General features: G+C 63.9%; 18 protein-coding genes. 10 read left to right on the top strand and 8 right to left on the bottom strand.

Annotation, left to right across the window (positions count from 1 at the left end; genetic code table 11):
• Window positions 1-7 precede the first annotated feature (7 nt).
• From Q4G22_RS00680 to Q4G22_RS00650, 7 genes are all read right to left on the bottom strand, one after another.
• Entirely contained in the window at window positions 8-505 is a 498-nt protein-coding gene (locus Q4G22_RS00680; RefSeq protein WP_303383972.1) for an AsnC family transcriptional regulator, read from the bottom strand.
• Window positions 502-984 carry an Lrp/AsnC family transcriptional regulator gene (locus Q4G22_RS00675; RefSeq protein WP_303383971.1) on the bottom strand — a complete coding sequence of 161 codons (483 nt, stop codon included), beginning with the start codon at window positions 982-984 and terminating at the stop codon, window positions 502-504. Before Q4G22_RS00675 ends, Q4G22_RS00680 begins: the two co-directional genes overlap by 4 nt.
• Window positions 981-1,973 (bottom strand): Lrp/AsnC family transcriptional regulator, encoded by a 993-nt coding sequence (locus tag Q4G22_RS00670; protein WP_303384161.1) that lies wholly within the window; start codon window positions 1,971-1,973, stop codon window positions 981-983. Before Q4G22_RS00670 ends, Q4G22_RS00675 begins: the two co-directional genes overlap by 4 nt.
• Before the next feature lie 5 nt (window positions 1,974-1,978).
• Entirely contained in the window at window positions 1,979-3,142 is a 1,164-nt protein-coding gene (locus Q4G22_RS00665) for a cytochrome D1 domain-containing protein (RefSeq protein WP_303383970.1), read from the bottom strand.
• The gene (locus tag Q4G22_RS00660) at window positions 3,139-3,465 is read right to left on the bottom strand and encodes a cytochrome c (protein WP_303383969.1); all 327 of its coding nucleotides are present in this window, start codon (window positions 3,463-3,465) and stop codon (window positions 3,139-3,141) included. Before Q4G22_RS00660 ends, Q4G22_RS00665 begins: the two co-directional genes overlap by 4 nt.
• Window positions 3,458-4,240: a uroporphyrinogen-III C-methyltransferase gene (cobA, locus tag Q4G22_RS00655; protein WP_303383968.1), complete on the bottom strand. Its 783-nt coding sequence runs from the start codon at window positions 4,238-4,240 to the stop codon at window positions 3,458-3,460. Before cobA ends, Q4G22_RS00660 begins: the two co-directional genes overlap by 8 nt.
• A gap of 72 nt (window positions 4,241-4,312) precedes the next feature.
• A complete protein-coding gene (locus tag Q4G22_RS00650) occupies window positions 4,313-6,094 on the bottom strand; it encodes a nitrite reductase (RefSeq protein WP_303383967.1) in 1,782 nt (593 codons plus the stop codon).
• Between the two features lie 319 nt (window positions 6,095-6,413).
• Between Q4G22_RS00650 and Q4G22_RS00645 the strand changes: the two genes are divergently transcribed.
• From Q4G22_RS00645 to Q4G22_RS00610, 8 genes are all read left to right on the top strand, one after another.
• On the top strand, window positions 6,414-8,372 hold the full coding sequence (locus Q4G22_RS00645) for a NosR/NirI family protein (protein ID WP_303383966.1): 1,959 nt from the start codon (window positions 6,414-6,416) through the stop codon (window positions 8,370-8,372).
• Entirely contained in the window at window positions 8,369-9,238 is an 870-nt protein-coding gene (locus Q4G22_RS00640; RefSeq protein ID WP_303383965.1) for an FAD:protein FMN transferase, read from the top strand. Before Q4G22_RS00645 ends, Q4G22_RS00640 begins: the two co-directional genes overlap by 4 nt.
• Window positions 9,239-9,394: 156 nt before the next feature.
• Complete coding sequence (locus tag Q4G22_RS00635) at window positions 9,395-9,847, top strand: cytochrome c (RefSeq protein ID WP_303383964.1); 453 nt, start codon at window positions 9,395-9,397, stop codon at window positions 9,845-9,847.
• Window positions 9,848-9,860: 13 nt separating this feature from the next.
• Window positions 9,861-11,249 carry a cbb3-type cytochrome c oxidase subunit I gene (locus Q4G22_RS00630; RefSeq protein WP_303383963.1) on the top strand — a complete coding sequence of 463 codons (1,389 nt, stop codon included), beginning with the start codon at window positions 9,861-9,863 and terminating at the stop codon, window positions 11,247-11,249.
• A gap of 5 nt (window positions 11,250-11,254) precedes the next feature.
• On the top strand, window positions 11,255-12,061 hold the full coding sequence (locus Q4G22_RS00625; protein ID WP_303384160.1) for a CbbQ/NirQ/NorQ/GpvN family protein: 807 nt from the start codon (window positions 11,255-11,257) through the stop codon (window positions 12,059-12,061).
• Window positions 12,062-12,064: 3 nt separating this feature from the next.
• Window positions 12,065-14,020, top strand: coding sequence for a nitric oxide reductase activation protein NorD (locus tag Q4G22_RS00620; protein WP_303383962.1), 1,956 nt, complete (start codon window positions 12,065-12,067; stop codon window positions 14,018-14,020).
• Entirely contained in the window at window positions 14,017-14,553 is a 537-nt protein-coding gene (locus Q4G22_RS00615; protein ID WP_303383961.1) for a cytochrome c oxidase subunit 3, read from the top strand. Before Q4G22_RS00620 ends, Q4G22_RS00615 begins: the two co-directional genes overlap by 4 nt.
• A 5-nt stretch (window positions 14,554-14,558) precedes the next feature.
• Complete coding sequence (locus tag Q4G22_RS00610) at window positions 14,559-14,807, top strand: cytochrome C oxidase subunit IV family protein (RefSeq protein WP_303383960.1); 249 nt, start codon at window positions 14,559-14,561, stop codon at window positions 14,805-14,807.
• Here the strand turns inward: Q4G22_RS00610 and Q4G22_RS00605 are convergent.
• On the bottom strand, window positions 14,778-15,998 hold the full coding sequence (locus Q4G22_RS00605) for an NnrS family protein (protein ID WP_303383959.1): 1,221 nt from the start codon (window positions 15,996-15,998) through the stop codon (window positions 14,778-14,780). The two genes, Q4G22_RS00610 and Q4G22_RS00605, sit on opposite strands and share 30 nt — an antisense overlap.
• 127 nt (window positions 15,999-16,125) lie before the next feature.
• Between Q4G22_RS00605 and Q4G22_RS00600 the strand changes: the two genes are divergently transcribed.
• Together Q4G22_RS00600 and Q4G22_RS00595 are read left to right on the top strand one after the other, a co-directional pair.
• The gene (locus tag Q4G22_RS00600) at window positions 16,126-16,824 is read left to right on the top strand and encodes a Crp/Fnr family transcriptional regulator (RefSeq protein ID WP_303383958.1); all 699 of its coding nucleotides are present in this window, start codon (window positions 16,126-16,128) and stop codon (window positions 16,822-16,824) included.
• A 114-nt stretch (window positions 16,825-16,938) separates the two neighbouring features.
• A complete protein-coding gene (locus tag Q4G22_RS00595) occupies window positions 16,939-19,173 on the top strand; it encodes a NosR/NirI family protein (RefSeq protein WP_303383957.1) in 2,235 nt (744 codons plus the stop codon).
• The last annotated feature ends 1 nt before the right edge of the window (window position 19,174 follow it).

The raw sequence follows: 19,174 nt of genomic DNA, 5'->3' as shown, positions 1-19,174 counted from the left end.
CTTTGCCTCAATCTCGGGCCAGCCGCAGGCCGGTCTTTTTCAGAATCCGCGTCGAATACAGAATGTCCGAGGCCCGGCAGGCATTGCCCAGAATCGCGGCGATCTGTTGGCGCTGCGTTTCCACCGTATCGCGATCCGGGCCGTGGATCATCGCGAACAGGTTATAGGGCCAGATCGGCCGCGCGCGGGGGCGCAGATAGCTGTGCGTCACGAAATCCAGCGCGCCGACCTGTTCGCCCAGCTCGATGGCGCGGTCGTCGTCAACGTCCCACACGCTCATCCCGTTGGCGGTCATGCCAAGCGCATAGTGGTTGGGCGCGATGGCGATACGCCGGATGATACCGCGATCCTGAAGCCGCTGCACCCGCGCGATCACCTGATCTTCGCGCAGGTTCAGCCAGCCGGCGATTTCGGCAAAGGGGCGGGGGACCAGCGGCAAACCGCCCTGCGTCGCGGTCACGATGCGCCGGTCGATCTGATCCAGCAGGGGCGGCATGGCGTTCATGCCTGCACCCGGAAGCCGATAAAGAATTCGTGTTCCTTGGGAAACATCAGGACGCGCAAACCTGTCTCCTTTTCGATGCGGCGGGCACAATTGCGGATGCCCGCGGGCGTTTCGGTCGCCAGCACGAACCACATATTCAGCTGGTGGCTGCGCTGATAGTTATGCGCAACCTCGGGGTGCGCATTGACCAAAGTCGCCACCTCATCGAATTTTTCGGCGGGCACCTCCATCGCGCACAGGCAAAAGGCACCGCCCATGGCAGCCGCGTCATAGAACGGGCCAAAGCGGGTGATGGCCCCGATGTCGCGCAGCCGCAGGATACGTTCGATCAGGTCGGTTTCGTCGATGTCCAGAGTCACCGCCACATCGGCGAATGGCGTGGGCGAAATCGGAAAGCCGTCCTGCAACTGATTGATGATGCGGCGGTCGGTGTCGTCCAGCGCATCGGCGGGCAAGGTGTGACGGATCGGGCGTGTCATGATGTCGGCCTGTCTCCGGCGGCAATCAGCGCGCCAGTTTGTTTAAAACAACGGGTTGAGAAAAGCACTTTGTGTTCCGCGCCTGCCAGTTCGGGCAAGGCGCGGGCCTGATCCAGCACGGTCAGGGCATCGGGGCGCGACCGGGCGTGGATCATGCAAAACAGTGGCCAATCCCACACGCCCGGCACCGGGCGGCGGTGATAGGACAGGGTGACGCCCGGCAATGCCGCCAGCGCGCGGCCTGCGGGGTCGATGCGATCTTCGGGCAGCCGCCAGACGACCATCGCATTGGCGCGATACCCCAGGCGACGGTGACGCACGATCACCCCCACGCGGGTCAGCAGCCGCGCCCGCGACAGCGCCGCGATACGCCGCATTACCGATTCTTCGCTGCGGCCCAATTGCCCGGCCAGTGCGGCAAAGGGGCGCGGCACCAGGGGCAGCCCATTCGACAACGCGTGCATCAGCGGGCGATCATCGTCGCGCAGTTCGGACATATCGGCGGGCCGGTCGGGGGCCATAGCGCGGGCCGGGCCGTTCAGGCGAAAGCCAAGGTCGATGTTGTAGGGCGTCACCAGCGGCAGCGACAGCACGGCCAGCCCCGATGCTGCCTCGATCCGCGCCAGCGACGCGGCCAGTTCCTCTGCATCGGGCGCGGTGGCCACGAACCACAGGTTCCAGTCATCTTCGCGCAGGTAGGAATGGTTCACCCCCGCTTCGGCGCTGACGACGGCGGCGACCTGTTCGATGCGATCCGCCGGAATCGCCAGCGCGGCAAGGGTCGATGCCCCGGCGCAGTTCGGGCGGCAGGTGGCACCGACGCGGGAAATCTGCCCGGTCTTTTGCAGCGCATCCAGACGGCTGATCGCCTGATCCTCGGTGATGCCCACAACGGTGGCCATCGCGGCAAAGGGGCGTGGCACCAGCGGCAGGTCGCGCTGAAACTCGTCCATCAGCCGCAGGTCGGTGGCGTCGGTGATCTGGTCCAGCATGGTTACAGCCCCAGCCGATAAGCGCGGTCGGTGAAGAAGATGCCCGAAGGCGCTTGCGCCGGAATCTCGCCAATCACCTCATAGCTGCGGGTGTCGCGAATCTCGATGCGGTTTTCGTCGCGCACGGACAGCCAGACCTCGCGCCCGCGCGGGGTGAACTCCATATGCAAGACGCCGGGGCCGGGGGTCAGGGTCTGGATGACCTGATGCGTCATGGTGTCGATCACCTGCACGGTGTCATTGTCGGGCGGGGCAAAGTTGACCCAAATTTCGCGCTGATCGGGCCGGGCCAGCGCAAAGATCGGCTGGCCATGCAGATCGGTGCGGCCGGTTTCGGACAGGCTGGCGGCATCGACCCACAACAGTTGATGCAGCCCGACAGCGGGCAGGGCAAAGCTGTCGCCTGCCAGCGTCCAGCCTTGTAAATGCGGCATCTTGTAAACCGGCAGATCGTCCTGATCCTTGCCATAGTCGGGCAGGAACCGCACAGGCTGCGGATCATCGGCCCACAGGTCGATCGCGGTCAGACCCTTTTCGCCGAACAGCCCGACAATATAGGTGCGCCCGTCGCCGGTCATCAGCGCATCATAGGGGTTGGCGCCCACGTCCTGAAACACGGTGATTTCGGGGTTGGCGGGATCAGCCGAATGATCCAGCAGCCAAGCCTGACCGCTGTCCCATGTCGCGACGATAAAGCGGCTGCCGGGCACATCGGCCAGCCCGACGGTTTTCGAATCCATCGGAATATCGGCCACCAGTTCCAGCGTATCGGCATTGAACACCTTGACCCCGCCGGGTTCATAATTCGACACGGCGACCAGTTTGCCATCATCGGAAATCGCCCCGCCGATGGCATTGCCGCCCTGAATGATGCGTTTGTCGATGGTCCGCGTGGTCAGGTCGATCTTGGTCAGCCCGCCGTCGCGGCCAAAGACATAGGCAAACCGCTGATCGGGGGAAAAGGTCACGCTGGCGTGCGACAGATCGCCCAGGCCCTCGATCCGGGCCAGCATGTTGCGTTTGGTCTGCGACACCACCAGAACCGATCCGGTGGCGCGTTCGATCACCACGCCCATTTCGCCGGTGGTATAGGTGTCGGCATGGGCAAGGCCGGGCAGGGCCAGCAGCGTCGCGGCGGCGATCAGGGGGCGAAGGGCCAGCGTCATGGGCGGTCCTCTTTGACGGTTAACAGATAATGGGCGATCCAGCGCGCCTCGGCCTCGGTCAGCAGCGGGCGCCATGGCGGCATTGCGGTGCCGGGGATGCCGTCAAGGATGATCTGGGCAAGTCCGTCCGGGTCGCGCCCGGCCAGATCGGCGGGGGTGATCGGTGTGCCAAGACCACCACGCATCGTCAGCCCGTGGCACGATCCGCAATCCTGCACCACCATATGTTCCAGCGCGATCTGCCGTTCCGGCGCAATCTGCGGTGCCGCGGCGGCCATGACCGCCCCAGCCAGCAGCGGCAGGATCAACAGCCGACTAACCATTCGCAACCATCCGCAGCGGCGCGGTCAGTTCGGCGGGCAGGGGCAGGGCGACGCTGTTATACAGCGACACCACACGCCCGATGATGAACAGCACCGGCGCAGGCATCCGCGCATCGGCGATGTCGTCGCCGATGCGGTCCAGCGTGGACAGCAGGCGCATCTCATCGGGCGTGGTGGCATGGGACAGTGCCAGAACCGGCGTCGCGCCTGGCAGGTTATGGGCGATCAGATTGCGCGCGATCAGCCCGATATTCGCGGCCCCCATATAGACGACCAGCGTGCAGTCGGGATCGGCCAGCGATCCCCAGTCCAGCGTCAGCGTGGCATCCTGCGCGCGGTGTCCGGTGACATAGCGCACACTGGTCGCCAGCCCGCGATGGGTCAGCGGCACCCCGGTCGAAACGGCGGCACCCTGGGCGGCGGTGATACCCGGCGTGTAATCATAAGGAATGCCCGCGTCGCGCAGAACTCCGGCTTCTTCGCTGCCACGGCCAAAGATCAGCGGATCGCCGCCTTTCAGCCGGGCTACGGTCAGCCCCTGACGGGCCAGATCGACCAGCAGCGCATTGATGCGTTCCTGCGGGACGGAATGAAAACCAGATGCCTTGCCAACCGAAATTCGCCGCGTGGTGGCCGGGATCAGATCCATGATCGCGGGTGAAACAAGGCGGTCAAACACCACCACATCTGCCGATTGCATCAGGCGCAGGGCGCGCAGGGTCAGCAGTTCCGGATCGCCGGGGCCTGCACCGATCAGATGAACCTTGCCTGCCATGTCAGCTTCCTTCGCGGTGGCGTGTCGTTGGCGGGGTGCCGGGGGCGGCGAACCGCCCCCGGCGCAGCAGTATCAATAAACATCGCCCATGGTGTTGTAGACGTTGAACTTGCCGGTCGGCGTAATCAGGCGTTCGTCCTTGATGACGTGTTTGACCTCAAGCGTCTTGTCGTCCAGCACAACGATGGCCGATTCCTGATCGGCGGCGTTCCACAGCGAGAACCAGACCTCGGTCCCCTCTTTGTTGAACTCGCCCTGCACGGCGCGGGCCTGACCGCCGGTGATACCGGCCATTTCAGCCAGGTTCAGCGTGATGATTTCCGGGTCTTCGCCGGCCTTCATCTCGCTGACCTTGAACACCGCAACCGAGCCAGAAATGGCCGCATCAGGGTTCAGCGTCGCATCGACATACAGGTGATCCGATTCCGGGTGCGTTTTCACGAACAGCGAACCGCCGCCCAGTGCCGGAAAGCTGGACACGATCTGCCATGCCTGATCGGGATGCCCTTCCGGGTCGGTGCCGATCAGCGCCACCGAATCGTCGCCAAGGTGCGAGGTCGCCCAGACCGGACCATATTCCGGGTGCGTGATGTTCGCGCCCCGGCCCGGATGCGGCGTTTCGCCCCCGGTGTCGGTGATCGCCTCAAGCTTGCCTTCTTTGGTGTCGATGACGACCAGCTTGTTGCGGGCGTTGGCGGCCGTGATGAAATACCGCTTGGTCGAATCCAGACCGCCATCATGCAGGAAACGTTCGGTTTCGATCTCGGTGATCTTCAGGTTCTTCAGGTCGGTGTAATCGACCAGCTGAATCTTGCCGGTTTCCTTGATGTTGACGATGAATTCAGGCCGGTAGTGCGACGCCAGGATGGCGGCCACACGTGGTTCCGGGTGATATTCCTGTTCGTCATAGGTCATGCCGCGGGTGGACACGATCTTCAGCGGCTCCAGCGTGTCGCCGTCCATGATGACATATTGCGGCGGCCAATAGGTGCCGGCGATGGCGTATCTGTCTTCCCAACCTTCCATTTTCGAGGTTTCGACCGAACGCGCCTCGGACCCGACCTTGATGGTCGCAACCACGTCGGGTTCTTCCATCCACAGGTCGATCATATCTACCTTGGCGTCGCGCCCGATGACCATCAGGTAACGGCCAGACGCGGACAGGCGGCTGATGTGAACGGCATAGCCGGTGTCCACGACGCGCTTGATTTCATAGGTGTTGCCGTCGATCAGGGCGATCTGCCCCGCGTCGCGCAGCGTGACCGAGAAGATGTTTTCCAGATCCCAGTCGTTCATCTGCTGGGTCGGACGATCCTCGGGGGCGACTTTTACCTCCCAGGTTTCTTTCATTTCGGCCATGCCGAATTCCGGCGGGCTGGCGGGGTCAAGCAGCAGATAGTTCGCCATATTGGCGATCTGCTGTTCGTTCAGTTCGCCCGACGTGCCCCAGTTGGGCATACCGGCGGGCGAACCATAGGTGATGAAGCTTTCCAGATAGTCGAAACCCAGTTCGCGTGTCAGGTCTGGCGTCAGCGCCTTGCCCGTTGCACCGTTGCGCAGCACGCCGTGGCAGCCTGCGCAGCGTTCGAAATAGATCTTGTTCGCTTCGTTATATTGTTCGTCGGTCAGTGCCGCCACACCCTCGGGTGCGCCGGGGGCGGTTACATCCTGTTCAGCCAGCACATCCAGCGAGGGCTGATACTGGTCCTGCGGGGTGGTGCCGTGATCTTCAAGCGCGGTGGCCGGATCGGGGGGCGCGTCCTGTGCCAGAACAGGGCTGGCGCCAAGAATCAGCGTCATGGCCGCGCTGGCAAGCAAAAGATGCCGCGCCTTGGCTACGTGGGAAGTTACCATCGCAAATCTCCGTTGCTGGTGGGCGTGCTCACATTCGCGTGCGACGAAGGTGGCGTCCTTGACTTTTTTCAAAGCGGTCAAATTGTCGCGATGCAAATCTGATGTCGGATATGCGGTGCGGATGCGCTGGCACAGGAATGATGGGGTTTTGGTGGGAAATCTTTTCAAAACAATGCATTTCTGTGGAATTTGGGGCTGGGCCGCGCTGCTGTTTGCGGCCTTGATGATGTGGATTTCACCGCCTTCGGCACCGGCATGGGCCGCACCCCCTTTGGTTGCAGCGGAAAATAATCCTGCACACTCTGCGCCTGATTCTGTCGTGGCGCAGCAGATGTTCGGGTTGGATGCCGCCCCAAACGTGATGCGGCAGGAAACGCCGGTGCCTTCGTTCCGGGTGGAACTGGACGGGATGCCGGTAGGGCTGATCGGCTCGACCTGGGAGCTTATCAGTTCGACGGGCTATTCGGGGCAGCCGCTGGATGTGCAGGTGGCGGTGCGCCCCGATGGGGTGGTTGCCGGCGCGCGTCTGGTCCGCCACGCCGAACCTGTGCTGACGCTGGGCATATCGGATGCCGACATCGCGGCCTATGTGAACAGTTATCGCGCGCTGGATCTGAATGCGCCGATTGCGGGGCAGGCGCTGCCCGATGTGATCTCGCGTGCGACGGTTTCGACAGCGGTGATCCGCGACGGGATCTTGCGCGCCGGGCGCATCCTTGCGGCGGCGCAGACCGGGGGCGAACTGGTGAACCGCGTTACCTATCAGCCTGCCGACTGGGCGGCGCTGGTGGATATGGGGGGGCTGTCGCGCGCAATGGTCAGCATGGCATCGGCGGCGGCGGCCTTTGACGATGCCAAAACCCCGCTGACGCCATCAGACGCGCCCTTCATGGAACTTTACGCCGGTATTGTCGATCCGCCGACGGTCGGGCGCAATCTGCTGACTCCGCGCGATTACTCTGCCGCCCTTGGCGATCAGCAGCCGGGGCAGGTCTGGTTGGCGGTGCTGTCGCGCGGGGCCTATGGCCATCGTGGCACCGAGGTGCGCCGCACCGGCGTGTTCCAGCGTCTGACCATCGAGCAGGGCGATCTGCAATGGCAGCCGGACGAAGCGAGCTTTCGCCGTATCGACCGGCTGGCTGTCGAAGGCGCGCCCGATTTCCCCGAGATCAGCCTGTTTCGACTGAATGCCGATCCGGCGGATGGCGGTTTTGACCTGACCCAACCGCTGCGGCTGACCGTCACGGCCAGCCGCGACGCCCGGTCGGGTCCGCCGCAGGTGGTGCAGATCGCCACCGACGTGACCCTGCCAGAAACGTTCCGCAACCCGATTGCCGCCGACGCCGCGCCGGAACCGCCGCTGTGGGTCGCGCAATGGGAAGCGCGCATCCCGCAACTGATGATCGTCGGCGCGATGCTGACAGTGCTGGGCGTGATCCTGTTCGCGCAGGAATGGCTGGTCCGCCGCCCGACCCTGTGGCGGCAGGTGCGCACAGGGTTCCTGCTGGTGACGCTGTTTGTGCTGGGATGGGGTCTGAACGGGCAATTGTCGGTGGTGCAGGTGGTTGCCTTTCTGCATTCGCTGCTGGGCGGGTTCCGCTGGGAAACCTTCCTTGTCGCGCCGGTCATCTTTGTGCTGTGGTGCTGCGTGGCGCTGGGGATGCTGTTCTGGGGGCGCGGCGTCTTTTGCGGCTGGCTGTGCCCCTTTGGTGCCTTGCAGGAACTGACCAATCAAGCCGCGCAGCGGTTCGGCATCCGCCAGATCGCGGTGCCGCAGGCGCTGCACGAACGGCTGTGGGTCATCAAATATACGCTGTTTGTCGCCATCGTCGCCCTGTCGTTTTACAGCATGGAACAGGCGCTCATTCTGGCCGAGGTCGAGCCGTTCAAGACCGCCATTTCCATGCGTTTCATGCGGGCGTGGCCGTTTGTGCTGTTCGTTGTGGCGCTGCTGGCGGCGGGCCTGTTTATCGAGCGGTTCTTTTGCCGCTATCTGTGCCCGCTGGGGGCCGGTCTGGCGATTCCGGCCAAGCTCAAGGTGTTCGACTGGCTGAAACGGCGCCCGCAATGCGGTCGCGAATGCCGCCTGTGTGAAACGAAATGCACCGTGGGCGCGATTGATCCGCTGGGGCGGATCAACCCGAATGAATGCGTGCTGTGCCTGCGCTGTCAGGTCATCATGAACGATGACCACACCTGCCCGGTTCTGAAACGCCGCGCCCGTGCTGCCGCCCCGCCCCCGCAACGCCCCGCAGCCACGCCCGAGGTGACGCCGTGACACCGATCCCCCGTCGCCGCTTTATCGGCATGACCGCCGCCGCGCTGGTAAGTGCTGGCCGGGCAGGGGCCGCAGCCCCCCAGGAATGGCGCGGGCAGGCGCTTGGCGCGCAGGTGGTGCTGCGCACCCGCGACGCCGCACCCACGCAGGCGCGCAGCTTTTTCCGTGCCGCCGAACAGGCGCTGCGGCGGGTCGAGCGGCAGTTTTCGCTGTATCGCTCCTCGGAGCTGACGCGCCTGAACGACAGCGGTCTGTTGACCAACCCCAGCCCCGGCTTTGTCGCGCTGTTGCGGCTGGCGGGGGATCTGCATCGGGCCACTGGCGGCGCGTTTGATCCGACGATCCAGCCGCAATGGCTGGCCCGCGCCACCGGGCGGCCCGCCCCGGAACCCGGACCGGGGTGGGACGCGGTTCAGATCAGCAACGACCGTATCACCCTGCGCCCCGGCATGGCGCTGACCCTGAACGGCATCGCCCAGGGTCTTGCCGCCGATATGCTGGCCGATGCCGCCCGCCTGCATGATCTGCCGCAGGTGCTGATCGACGCTGGCGAGATCATGGCAATCGGGGAATGGACGGCGGCCATCGCCGATCATCATGGCACCCCGGTCAGCCGCCTGACGCTGGGCGATCGGGCGCTGGCTACCTCGTCGGGGCAGGGCACCTTGATTGGCCCGCGTGGCAATCTGCCGCATATCCTTGACCCACATGGCCGCCAGGCCCCGCGCGCACTGGTTTCCGTCAGTGCCCCCGCTGCCGCGCTGGCTGATGGTCTGTCCACAGCGTTTTGCATCATGCCGGATGACAGCATCGCCCGCGCCCTGCGCGCCTTCCCCGGCTGCCGCATCGAACAGATCACCGCCTGATCACCGCGCCATAAGCTGTTGCTTGCGCCAAATGCCCCATCGGGGTGCCTTTGGGCAAAACGACGCCAATCACATCGTTTTGACTTTCGTTAAGGTGGAATCGCCTGCCAGCCGCATTGTGGCCAACAGTTAGCAACTGCTTTGAGAGGGCTGCGCATGAGCGAAGTCATGACCAAAAGCATGGCCCGCAACGTCTTCTATGGCGGGTCTTTGTTTTTCATCCTCATCTTCATCGGCTTGACGGCGCACAGCCATCTTTATGCCGTGAATGTCTCGACCGACCGCGAAACGCTGACCGACAGCGTGGTGGCTGGCAAACATGTCTGGGAACGTAATGGCTGCATCAACTGCCACACGCTGCTGGGCGAAGGCGCGTATTTCGCGCCCGAGCTGGGCAATGTCATGCGCCGCTGGGCCGTGCAGGACGATCCCGATGCCGCCGCCGACACGCTGAAAGCGTGGATGGAGGCCATGCCCACGGGCATCGAGGGCCGTCGCCAGATGCCCTATTTCGGCCTGACTGACGAAGAATATCGCGAACTGTCCGACTTCCTGCTGTGGAGCGGCACGATCAATACGCTGAACTGGCCGCCGAACGACGCCGGTTAAGGGAGAAACGCCGATGAGATATGCCACACAACGGATCGCCTACCCTTACTTTGTGGTGGCGATGGGTCTGTTCGCCATTCAGGTGACGATGGGCCTGCTGATGGGTTACGTCTATGTGAACCCGAATTTCCTGTCTGATCTGCTGCCGTTCCACGTTCTGCGGATGCTGCACACCAATGCGCTGATCGTCTGGCTGCTGCTGGGCTTTTTCGGCTCGGCCTATTTTCTGCTGCCCGAGGAAACTGAACGCGAGATCTATTCGCCGAAGCTGGCCTATTTGCAACTGGCGATCCTCGTGGTCGGCACGCTGGGCGCGGTTCTGACCTATGCGTTCGACCTGTTTCACGGCAACTGGCTGCTGGGCAAGGAAGGGCGCGAGTTTCTGGAGCAGCCCAAATGGGTCAAGATGGGCATCGTCGTCGCGGCGCTGATCTTTCTGTATAACTGCTCGATGACGCTGCTGAAGGGCCGCAAGACCTCGATTTCCACGGTGCTGATGATCGGTCTGTGGGGGCTGGCGCTGCTGTTCCTGTTTGCCTTTTACAACCCGCCAAACCTGGTGCTGGACAAGCAATATTGGTGGTGGGTCGTTCACCTGTGGGTGGAGGGCGTGTGGGAACTGATCATGGCCGCCATCCTTGGCTATCTGATGCTGAAACTGACCGGCGTTGACCGCGAAGTGGTCGAAAAATGGGTCTATGTGATCGTCGCCACCGCGCTGTTTTCCGGTATTCTTGGCACCGGGCACCACTATTACTGGATCGGTCTGCCGGCCTATTGGCACTGGATCGGTTCGATCTTCTCGTCCTTCGAGGTGGTGCCGTTCTTTGCCATGATGGCCTTTGCCTTCATCATGGTGTGGAAGGGCCGCCGCGATCACCCGAACAAGGCCGCGATGCTGTGGTCGCTGGGCTGCGCCGTTTTGGCCTTTTTCGGCGCGGGTGTCTGGGGCTTCCTGCATACGCTGCACGGGGTTAACTACTACAGCCACGGCACGCAGATCACCGCGGCCCACGGCCACCTGGCGTTCTATGGCGCTTATGTCTGTCTGGTCGCCGCGCTGGTCAGCTATGCCATGCCGATCCTCAAGAACCGCGATCCCTATAATCAGGTTCTGAACATGGCGGCCTTCTGGCTGATGTCCTCGGGGATGCTGTTCATGACCTTTACCCTGACCTTTGCGGGCACGGTGCAGACCCACCTGCAACGGGTGAACGGCATCTTCTACATGGATGTTCAGGATCAGCTGGTGCTGTTTTACTGGATGCGGCTTGGTTCCGGCGTGGCCGTGGTGCTGGGCGCGCTGCTGTTCATCTATGCCGTCATGTTTCCGGGGCGCGAAGTTGTCGATCCCGGCCCGGTGCAGCGTCAACGCGATGAGCATCTGGAACCGGCGGAGTGACCAGCATGAATGTCCATAACAATCAAGGGGGGGCGGCATCTGCCCCCTTCTACCTGCCGCAAGCCGATGAAGTTGCGATCTTTGAAGCGGCGGCGCGGAATGATCTGCCGGTTCTGCTGAAAGGCCCGACCGGCTGCGGCAAGACCCGCTTTGTGTCCTATATGGCCGCGAAACTGGGCCGCAAACTGTATACCGTCGCCTGCCATGACGATCTGTCGGCGGCGGACCTGATCGGGCGCTATCTGCTGAAGGGGGGCGAAACCGTCTGGGTCGATGGCCCGCTGACCCGCGCCGTGCGCGAAGGCGCGATCTGCTATCTGGACGAAGTGGTCGAGGCCCGCAAGGACGTGACCGTCGTGCTGCACCCGCTGACCGACGACCGCCGTATCCTGCCTATCGACCGCACGGGCGAGGAACTGGATGCGGCCCCCGGCTTTATGCTGGTGGCCTCCTATAACCCCGGCTATCAGAACATCCTGAAAACGCTGAAACCATCGACGCGGCAACGCTTTCTGGCGATGGATTTCGATTTCCCCGCACCCGCGCTGGAAACCGATGTGGTGGTGCAGGAAACCGGCATCGACCGCGATAGGGCAACCGCGCTGGTTCGTCTGGCGGGCAAGCTGCGTGCCCTGCGCGGACAGGATCTGGAAGAAGGCGTTTCCACCCGTCTGCTGGTCTATGCGGCGACGCTGATCGTGGGCGGCATGTCGATCGACCGCGCGATCGAGGCGGCGATGATCGAACCGCTGACCGACGATGCCGATGTCAAACGCGGCCTGCTGGATCTGGTCTCGGCGGTGTTTGGATAAGCCATGGGCTTTGAACCCTGGGAACCGGAAGAAACCGTCGGCAAGCTGTGGCACGATATGGCCAGCCGGTGGGACGCGCCGCCCGTTTATGACGATGCGCGGGTGGATCTGCCGCAAGTGTCGGGGCGGCTGGCGGTGTTCTGGCGCGGTCTGGGCGGCGATCATTCGGTTGAGTTGCGCGCCGCCCGTGCCGTGACCGCGCGGCACCGCCTGTCGTTCCGTCGCCGCCTGTCCACCGAGGCCGAGGCAGCCGCCCGTGCCAGCTTTGACGGCGAGGTTTTGCGCCTGCCCGAAACGCTGGCGATCTTTCCGGCAGAACAGGCCAATGGCGCGCTGTATCTGTGGCTGACGGCGATGGCCGTGGCGGTGTCGCAGGATGATCCGCCCGCACCGCTGACCGATGATCCGCTGGCGCGCGATCTGGCCTTTGTGGCGGCGGCGGCCCGTGCCGTCGATCTGACCGTGGCTCAGGCACCGGGGCTGGCCCCGCTCTATCGCGACTTGTGCGCGCTGCTGCTGGCGGGGCGGAACGCGCCGCGCCTGCCCCCCGCCGAAGCGGCGGTCGAGGCGGTGATCCGTCATCTGCTGGGCGATCCCGCGCCGCTGCCTGACAATGCGCGTCAGGCGTGGGACCGGGTGCAGGCCGCCCGCGCCGGTGATCGCGCCGCGCTGGATGCCCGCGCCCCGCGTGGCTATAAACCTATGCGCCCGGTGGAATTATGGGTCGCGCCTGATGATGTGGTCTGGTCCGCCGAAGGACAGGTCGAAACCCGCGACACCGAAGGCACCCCCGAAGAGGGGCAAGACGGCAAGATGATGCGCGCACGCCGTCGCAAATCCGATCAGGCCGAACGCAAAGACAGCCTGATCCTGCACAAATTCGAAGCGATCCTGTCATGGGCCGAATTCCTGAACCTGAACCGCCGGGTCGAGGATGACGACATCGACAGCGCCAAGAAGGCCGCACAGGATCAGGACGAACTGAACCTTGGTCAATTGTCCAAGGCCCCGGCCACGCGGCTGAAACTGCATCTGGACCTGTCGCCCGAGGATGCGGACATCGAGGCGATGGCGGGCAAGCATGTCTATCCCGAATGGGACGCGCGGCGCGGGGTCTATCTGCCCGCGCATGTCCGCGTGCTGGAAACGCGCCCCGAACCTGCGCCCGATACCGAACTGATCCACGATGCCGCCGCGCGCCGTCGTATCCGCGCCGTCCGCCGCCAGTTCGAGGCGCTGCGCCCCGGTCGTGTGACCACCACCGGCCACCGCGATGGCGACGAACTGGACACCGAACTGGCCGTCCGGTCGGCCAGCGAACTGGCGGCCATGGGTGAAGGCAACGACCGCATCTGGCGGCAGTCGCGCCCGATCGAACGCGATCTGGCGGTGTCGATCCTGCTGGACGTGTCGCGGTCCACCGAAAGCGCCGTGACCGGCCGCGCGGTGATCGACATCGAACGCGAGGCGCTGACCGCGCTGGCTTGGGGGCTGGACGCCTGTGGGGATCGCTTTGCGCTGAACGCGTTTTCCTCGTTGCGGCGCGACCGGGTATTCGTGGCCAATTGCAAGACGTTCGATGAACCCATGTCGCATCTGGTCGAACAGCGGGTCGCGGCGCTGCGCCCGCAATTCTACACTCGGCTTGGCGCAGGCGTGCGCCATGCCTCGGCCGGGCTGGCGACGCAGGGCAATCATCGGCGATTGCTGCTGGTCATCACCGATGGCAAGCCGAACGATCTGGATCACTACGAAGGGCGCCACGGTATCGAGGACAGCGCCCGTGCCATCCGCGAGGCCCGCCGCGCCGGTCACTCGGTTTTTGGCATCACCGTGGACCGCGATGGCAAAAGCTGGTTCCCGCGCATCTTCGGGCAGGGCGGCTTTGCGCTGTTTCCTGACCCGGATCGCCTGATCGGGGCCTTGCCGGAAATCTATCGGCAACTGGTCGGACGATGAGCGCGGGGGCAGGCGATCCGCGCCGGTTGCCCGGCGATTTGATGATGTGGGTGCTGATCTTGTCGGAGCTGGCGGTCTTTGCCGCAGGTCTGCTGGCCTTTCTGGCGGTGCGTCTGACAGACCCGGTGGGCTTTGCCGCAGCGCAGGATCAGTTGCACCGGCTGTCCGCCGGAATCAATACCGTGGTGCTGGTCACTTCGGGCCTGCTGGCGGCACTGGCCTTGCGCCGGGTGCGGATCGGGCAGGTGGCCGGGTGCCGCATGATGCTGTTGGCTGCCGCCGGGTTCGGGGTGCTGTTCCTGATCCTGAAGGGCATCGAATACGCCCATGCCGGAACCGGCAGCGAGGCGTTTTTTACCTTCTACTATCTGCTGACCGGGTTTCATGCCGTTCACGTCATTGCCGGGGCGGTGATCCTTGGTATCTGCGCCATCACCTGCCGTCAGGATCACGTGCAGGCCGGAACGCAGTTCTGGCATATGGTCGATCTGGTCTGGGTGATCCTGTTTCCCGTCATCTATCTGCTGAGGTAAGGACGATGCGCGACCCCTTGATCCGGGCCTGGCTGGTGCTGATTGCGGCGTCACTGCTGGCCACCGCCGCATCCTTGTCGCCGCTGCCCGGCAGGCTGGCCATGGTGGCGGTGCTGCTGCTGGCATGGGTCAAGGCGCGCGTGGTGCTGGGGGCCTATCTGGAACTGGACGAGACCCCCGCCATCCGCCGCGCCTTTGATCTGGCGCTGGCGGTGTTCATGATCTTAGCCGGGCTGTCGTATCTGGCCGCCTGAGGGCTGGCGCGCGGCGATGCGCGGGCCGGTGAGGATCGGCCAATACAGCACCGCGAAACCGCCAAAGGCCGCGATCCACGCCGTGCCGGCGGCGTGCAGCATCCACATCTGCCCCGGCGCCAGCGCATAGGCCAGCCGCAGCGCAGCGGCCAGATTGGCCAGCACATAGACGATGGTCAGCGCCCGGCTGGCGGTCAGTGCCCGCCCGGTATGGCCAAGGCTGGCGCGCGACATGACGGCCAGCGTCAGCACGCCGATACCGCCCGCCATCCAGACATGCTGCGCCCCGGCGGGCAGCATCAGCCCGGCCCCGGCGGCGGCGACCGACAGAAAACCGGCGGCGATCCAGGCATAGGCCAGATGCAGAACCCACAGCAGAGCTTCGGGCGCGGTGGCCAGCCCGCGCCAGCGTGACAGGCGGACCAGATGCGCCACCCCCGCCACCGCGCAAAGCGCCGCCGTCAGCCCTGCATCCGGCGCGGCGACAAAGGCGATCAGCGCCGCTGCGCCGATCATCAGTGCAACCTTGTCGGGTTGGCCCATGGGCGCGGGCAGGGCGGTTTCGCCGCGCTTGACCAGCCAGTTGCGGGTGAAGGACGGAATGATCCGCCCGCCGATCAGCGTCATAAGCATCACCAGCGCCGCAAGTCCCAGTCGCAGGCCCCAGCCCTGCGCCGCAGCCCCGCCGCGCGCCTGAACGTGGAACACCACCAGCCCGGCGACGAACAGCCCGATGAATCCCACCACCGGCAGGTTGCGCCAGTTCTTGCCTGCGATCACCTCGCGCAGCAGGACGAACATCAGCGCGGCATAGACCGACAGATCGACGGCGGCGATCAGCAGCGGCGGCAGCGGCAAGGGCAGCGTCGTGACGATCCGGCCCAGCAGCCACATCCCCGCCAGTCCGGCCAGCGGCCAGCCCGTCACCGGCAGCCGCCCTGTCCAGTTCGGCACCGCCGTCAGCACGAACCCGGCCACCGCCGCGCCGCCATAGCCGAACAACATTGCATGGGCATGCCAGTCCACCGGCGAAAACACCGGCGGCGGGGCAATGCGCCCCAGGGCCATCGGCAGCCAGATCAGCATCGCCAGCGCGGCCCAGATCGCACCAAGCAGAAAAAACGGACGGAAACCAAAGCTGAGCAGCGCGGGGCCATTCCAGCGGCGGATACGTTGCGTCGTGGTATTCATGAGGGGCCTGCGGAAAATGATCCGTTTGGCATTCTGCCGACTCTTTTTGTCATCTGCGTTGACTTAAGTCAGGTCGGGGTTTGCGCACTGGCGTTATGGGTCTGTTTGCCTAATAGATAGACAGATAATGACCCTGATCCGCGACACCATCCGACAGTCGATTCTTTTCTCATCCCTGCAAGCGGACCTGATTGATCGGATCGCGGGCTTTTCCTCGATGCGCGATGTCGCGCAGGGTGAGACGATCTTTGTGCAGGGCGAACCCTCGAACGGTGTGTTCCTGATCGTGCGCGGTTGGGTCAAGCTGTATCGCGTCGCCCCCAGCGGGACCGAGGCGGTCGTGTCGGTCAAGACCCGCGGCCACAGCTTTGCCGAGGCGGTGGCGATCCGTGGCACGCCCTATCCCGTATCGGCCGAGGCCGCGACCGAGGCTTCGCTGATCGTTGTCGATGCCCGCAAGCTGCGCCACCTGATCGAGACCGAACCCGATGTGGCCAAGGCGCTGCTGATAAGCTGCGTCACCAAGCTGCAAAGCTTCGTCACGCAGGTCGAACAGCTCAAGGCGCGGTCTGGGTCGCAGCGGGTGGCGGAATTCCTGATCGAACTGGCCGACGACAAGGACAGCGCCTGCCATGTCGACCTGCCTTATAACAAGGTGCTGATCGCCGGTCGGCTGGGCATGAAACCCGAAAGCCTGTCGCGCGCCTTTCGCCGTCTGCGCGATTATGGCGTGCGCATCGACGGCAACCGCGCGTGGATTTCGGATTTGCAGCAGCTGATTGATTTCGCATCCGAAGATCCCAGCCTGCCGTGGACCAAGGGCTGACGGGGCAAAATTACGCCGGGCTTTTGAGTTTGGTCAAGGCGGCGTCTGATGTGTCATCGCAATCATTGGTCTGGCGACTTTCTATCTGCGTGCGGTGGTTGGGATATTTCGGTCATGACAGTCAAACGCCGGCCTTGGCCCGTGGGCGCGCTGAATCTTGCCCTTGCTTTTCTTCTGGCCCTGTTTTTGCTGCTGCTGACTGGCCCTGCGCGGGCGCAAACGCCGGTGCTGCCACAATTTCTGGCCGAGGTTCCGGCGGGTGATCTGGTTGCGGGGGCTGACGCCTTTGGCCCCATGCGCGACGATATACCCGTTGCGCCGGTCATGCAGGGCAATCAGCAACTGGGCTGGGCCTTTATCACCAGCGATTTCGTCGGCACGACGGGTTATTCCGGCAAGCCGATTCACACCATGGTTGCTGTCGATGACGCGGCCAAGGTGATCGGTGTCAAGCTGGTCAAGCATTCCGAACCCATCGTCCTGATCGGCATCCCCAATTCCCGGATGGAGGAAATGGCGGCGGGCTATGTCGGGCTGGATCTGGTGGCCGAGGCGGCGGCGGGCGGATCGGCGCATGATTTGAACATCATTGCCGGTGCGACGGTGACAGTGATGGTGATCGACGACAATATCGTGCGTGCGGGTCTGCGGGTGGCACGGGCACTGGGTCTGGGCGGTCTTGGCAGCAGCACTGCCGAAAACACGCCGCCGCGTGAACTGGCCGCTGATGTCGCGCCCGTTGCCGACTGGGCCGAGGCCGAAGGTGACGGCACCGTCCGCCGCCTGCTGCTGACCGTGGGCGAGGTGAACGAGGCTTACAACGCCCATGACGATCTGCGCGCCGCCGCCCGGCCGCTGCCTAACGACCCGGAAACGGTGTTCATCGACATGCAGGCGGCGCTGGTCAGCGTGCCTGCCATCGGTCAGGCAATTCTTGGCCCGGCGGAATATGCCAATGTCACAAGCTGGCTGGAAGAAGGCGATAGCGCCATCGCGATTGTCGGGCTGGGCATCTATTCCTTTAAGGGATCGGGCTATGTGCGCGGCGGGATATTTGACCGTATCCAGTTGATTCAGGACGACATCTCGGTCCGGTTCCGCGACCGGCAGCACCGCCGCACCACGATTGCACTGGCGGGGGCGCCGGCGTTCACGGAAATGGACCTGTTCCGTATCCCGGCTGACAGCGGCTTTGACCCGGCCAAACCGTTCCGCATTCAACTGCTGGTCCACCGTGACGTGTCGGCGCTGGAAAAGGCGTTTCTGACCTATGATCTGGGTTATCAACTGCCCGAACGCTATTTGACGCCGCTGCCGCCGCCCGAGCCGGTATCTGCCCTCACCCCTGCGACGGTGGCGGTGGCCGACACGGATGAGGCCGGTGCGCAGGCGGCGCTGTGGAAACGCGCGTGGGATGCGAAACGTCCGCAGATTGCCATCCTTGCCATTATGCTGGGCGTGCTGACGGCGGCGTTCTTTTTCCAGGAATACCTGTCGCGGTCGGAACGTGCCGTGCGTCTCTTTCGGCTAGGCTTTTTGACCGTAACGCTGGTCGTGCTGGGCTGGATGTGGAACGCACAGCTTTCGGTGGTGAACATCTTTGCGCTGTTCAATTCCCTGCGCGACGGCTTTTCGTGGCAGGCGTTCCTGATGGACCCGCTGACCTTTATCCTGTGGTTCAGCGTCGCGGCGGCGCTGATTTTCTGGGGCAGGGGGGCCTATTGTGGCTGGCTGTGTCCGTTCGGCGCCTTGCAGGAACTGACCAACCAGATCGGGCGCAAGCTGCGCATCCCGCAGATCACTGTGCCGTGGTTCATCCACGAACGCGCCTGGGCGATCAAATACGTGATCTTCCTTGGCCTGTTCGGTGTCTCGCTGATGAGCCTTGAACGGGCCGAGCATCTGGCCGAGGTCGAGCCGTTCAAGACCGCGATCATCCTGAATTTCCAGCGCAGCTGGCCGTTCCTGCTGTATGTCGGCGCGCTGTTGGTGGCGGGGCTGTTCATCGAACGGTTCTTTTGCCGCTATCTGTGCCCGCTGGGGGCCGCGCTGGCGATCCCCGCGCGTATCCGCATGTTCGACTGGCTGAAACGCTATAAGGAATGCGGAAATCCGTGCCAGACCTGTGCGAATGAATGTTTCGTGCAGGCGATCCACCCGGAAGGACAGATCAACCCGAACGAGTGCCTGAACTGTATGCACTGTCAGGTCTTGTATCATTCCGAAACCAAATGCCCGGTCGTCATCAAGCGGCTGAAACGGCGCGCGAATATCGCTGCCAGCAATGCGCCGGTGTTGCCGCGTGCCGGGCTGTCCAACCACCCAAATCTGCAAACAAAGGGAGTCTGAC

The organism is Paracoccus sp. (in: a-proteobacteria), from assembly GCF_030538655.1.
GTDB lineage: Bacteria > Pseudomonadota > Alphaproteobacteria > Rhodobacterales > Rhodobacteraceae > Paracoccus.
Note: the sequence above shows the minus strand (reverse complement) of the source record. Positions and strands in the feature narration are given on the sequence as shown.

Bases quoted from the DNA above. Each gene is read 5' to 3' on its own strand.
- Q4G22_RS00680 (WP_303383972.1), bottom strand. From the start codon at position 505: ATGAACGCCATGCCGCCCCTGCTGGATCAGATCGACCGGCGCATCGTG.
- Q4G22_RS00675 (WP_303383971.1), bottom strand. From the start codon at position 984: ATGACACGCCCGATCCGTCACACCTTGCCCGCCGATGCGCTGGACGAC.
- Q4G22_RS00665 (WP_303383970.1), bottom strand. From the start codon at position 3,142: ATGACGCTGGCCCTTCGCCCCCTGATCGCCGCCGCGACGCTGCTGGCC.
- Q4G22_RS00660 (WP_303383969.1), bottom strand. From the start codon at position 3,465: ATGGTTAGTCGGCTGTTGATCCTGCCGCTGCTGGCTGGGGCGGTCATG.
- cobA (WP_303383968.1), bottom strand. From the start codon at position 4,240: ATGGCAGGCAAGGTTCATCTGATCGGTGCAGGCCCCGGCGATCCGGAA.
- Q4G22_RS00650 (WP_303383967.1), bottom strand. From the start codon at position 6,094: ATGGTAACTTCCCACGTAGCCAAGGCGCGGCATCTTTTGCTTGCCAGC.
- Q4G22_RS00635 (WP_303383964.1), top strand. From the start codon at position 9,395: ATGAGCGAAGTCATGACCAAAAGCATGGCCCGCAACGTCTTCTATGGC.
- Q4G22_RS00630 (WP_303383963.1), top strand. From the start codon at position 9,861: ATGAGATATGCCACACAACGGATCGCCTACCCTTACTTTGTGGTGGCG.
- Q4G22_RS00625 (WP_303384160.1), top strand. From the start codon at position 11,255: ATGAATGTCCATAACAATCAAGGGGGGGCGGCATCTGCCCCCTTCTAC.
- Q4G22_RS00620 (WP_303383962.1), top strand. From the start codon at position 12,065: ATGGGCTTTGAACCCTGGGAACCGGAAGAAACCGTCGGCAAGCTGTGG.
- Q4G22_RS00615 (WP_303383961.1), top strand. From the start codon at position 14,017: ATGAGCGCGGGGGCAGGCGATCCGCGCCGGTTGCCCGGCGATTTGATG.
- Q4G22_RS00610 (WP_303383960.1), top strand. From the start codon at position 14,559: ATGCGCGACCCCTTGATCCGGGCCTGGCTGGTGCTGATTGCGGCGTCA.
- Q4G22_RS00605 (WP_303383959.1), bottom strand. From the start codon at position 15,998: ATGAATACCACGACGCAACGTATCCGCCGCTGGAATGGCCCCGCGCTG.
- Q4G22_RS00600 (WP_303383958.1), top strand. From the start codon at position 16,126: ATGACCCTGATCCGCGACACCATCCGACAGTCGATTCTTTTCTCATCC.
- Q4G22_RS00595 (WP_303383957.1), top strand. From the start codon at position 16,939: ATGACAGTCAAACGCCGGCCTTGGCCCGTGGGCGCGCTGAATCTTGCC.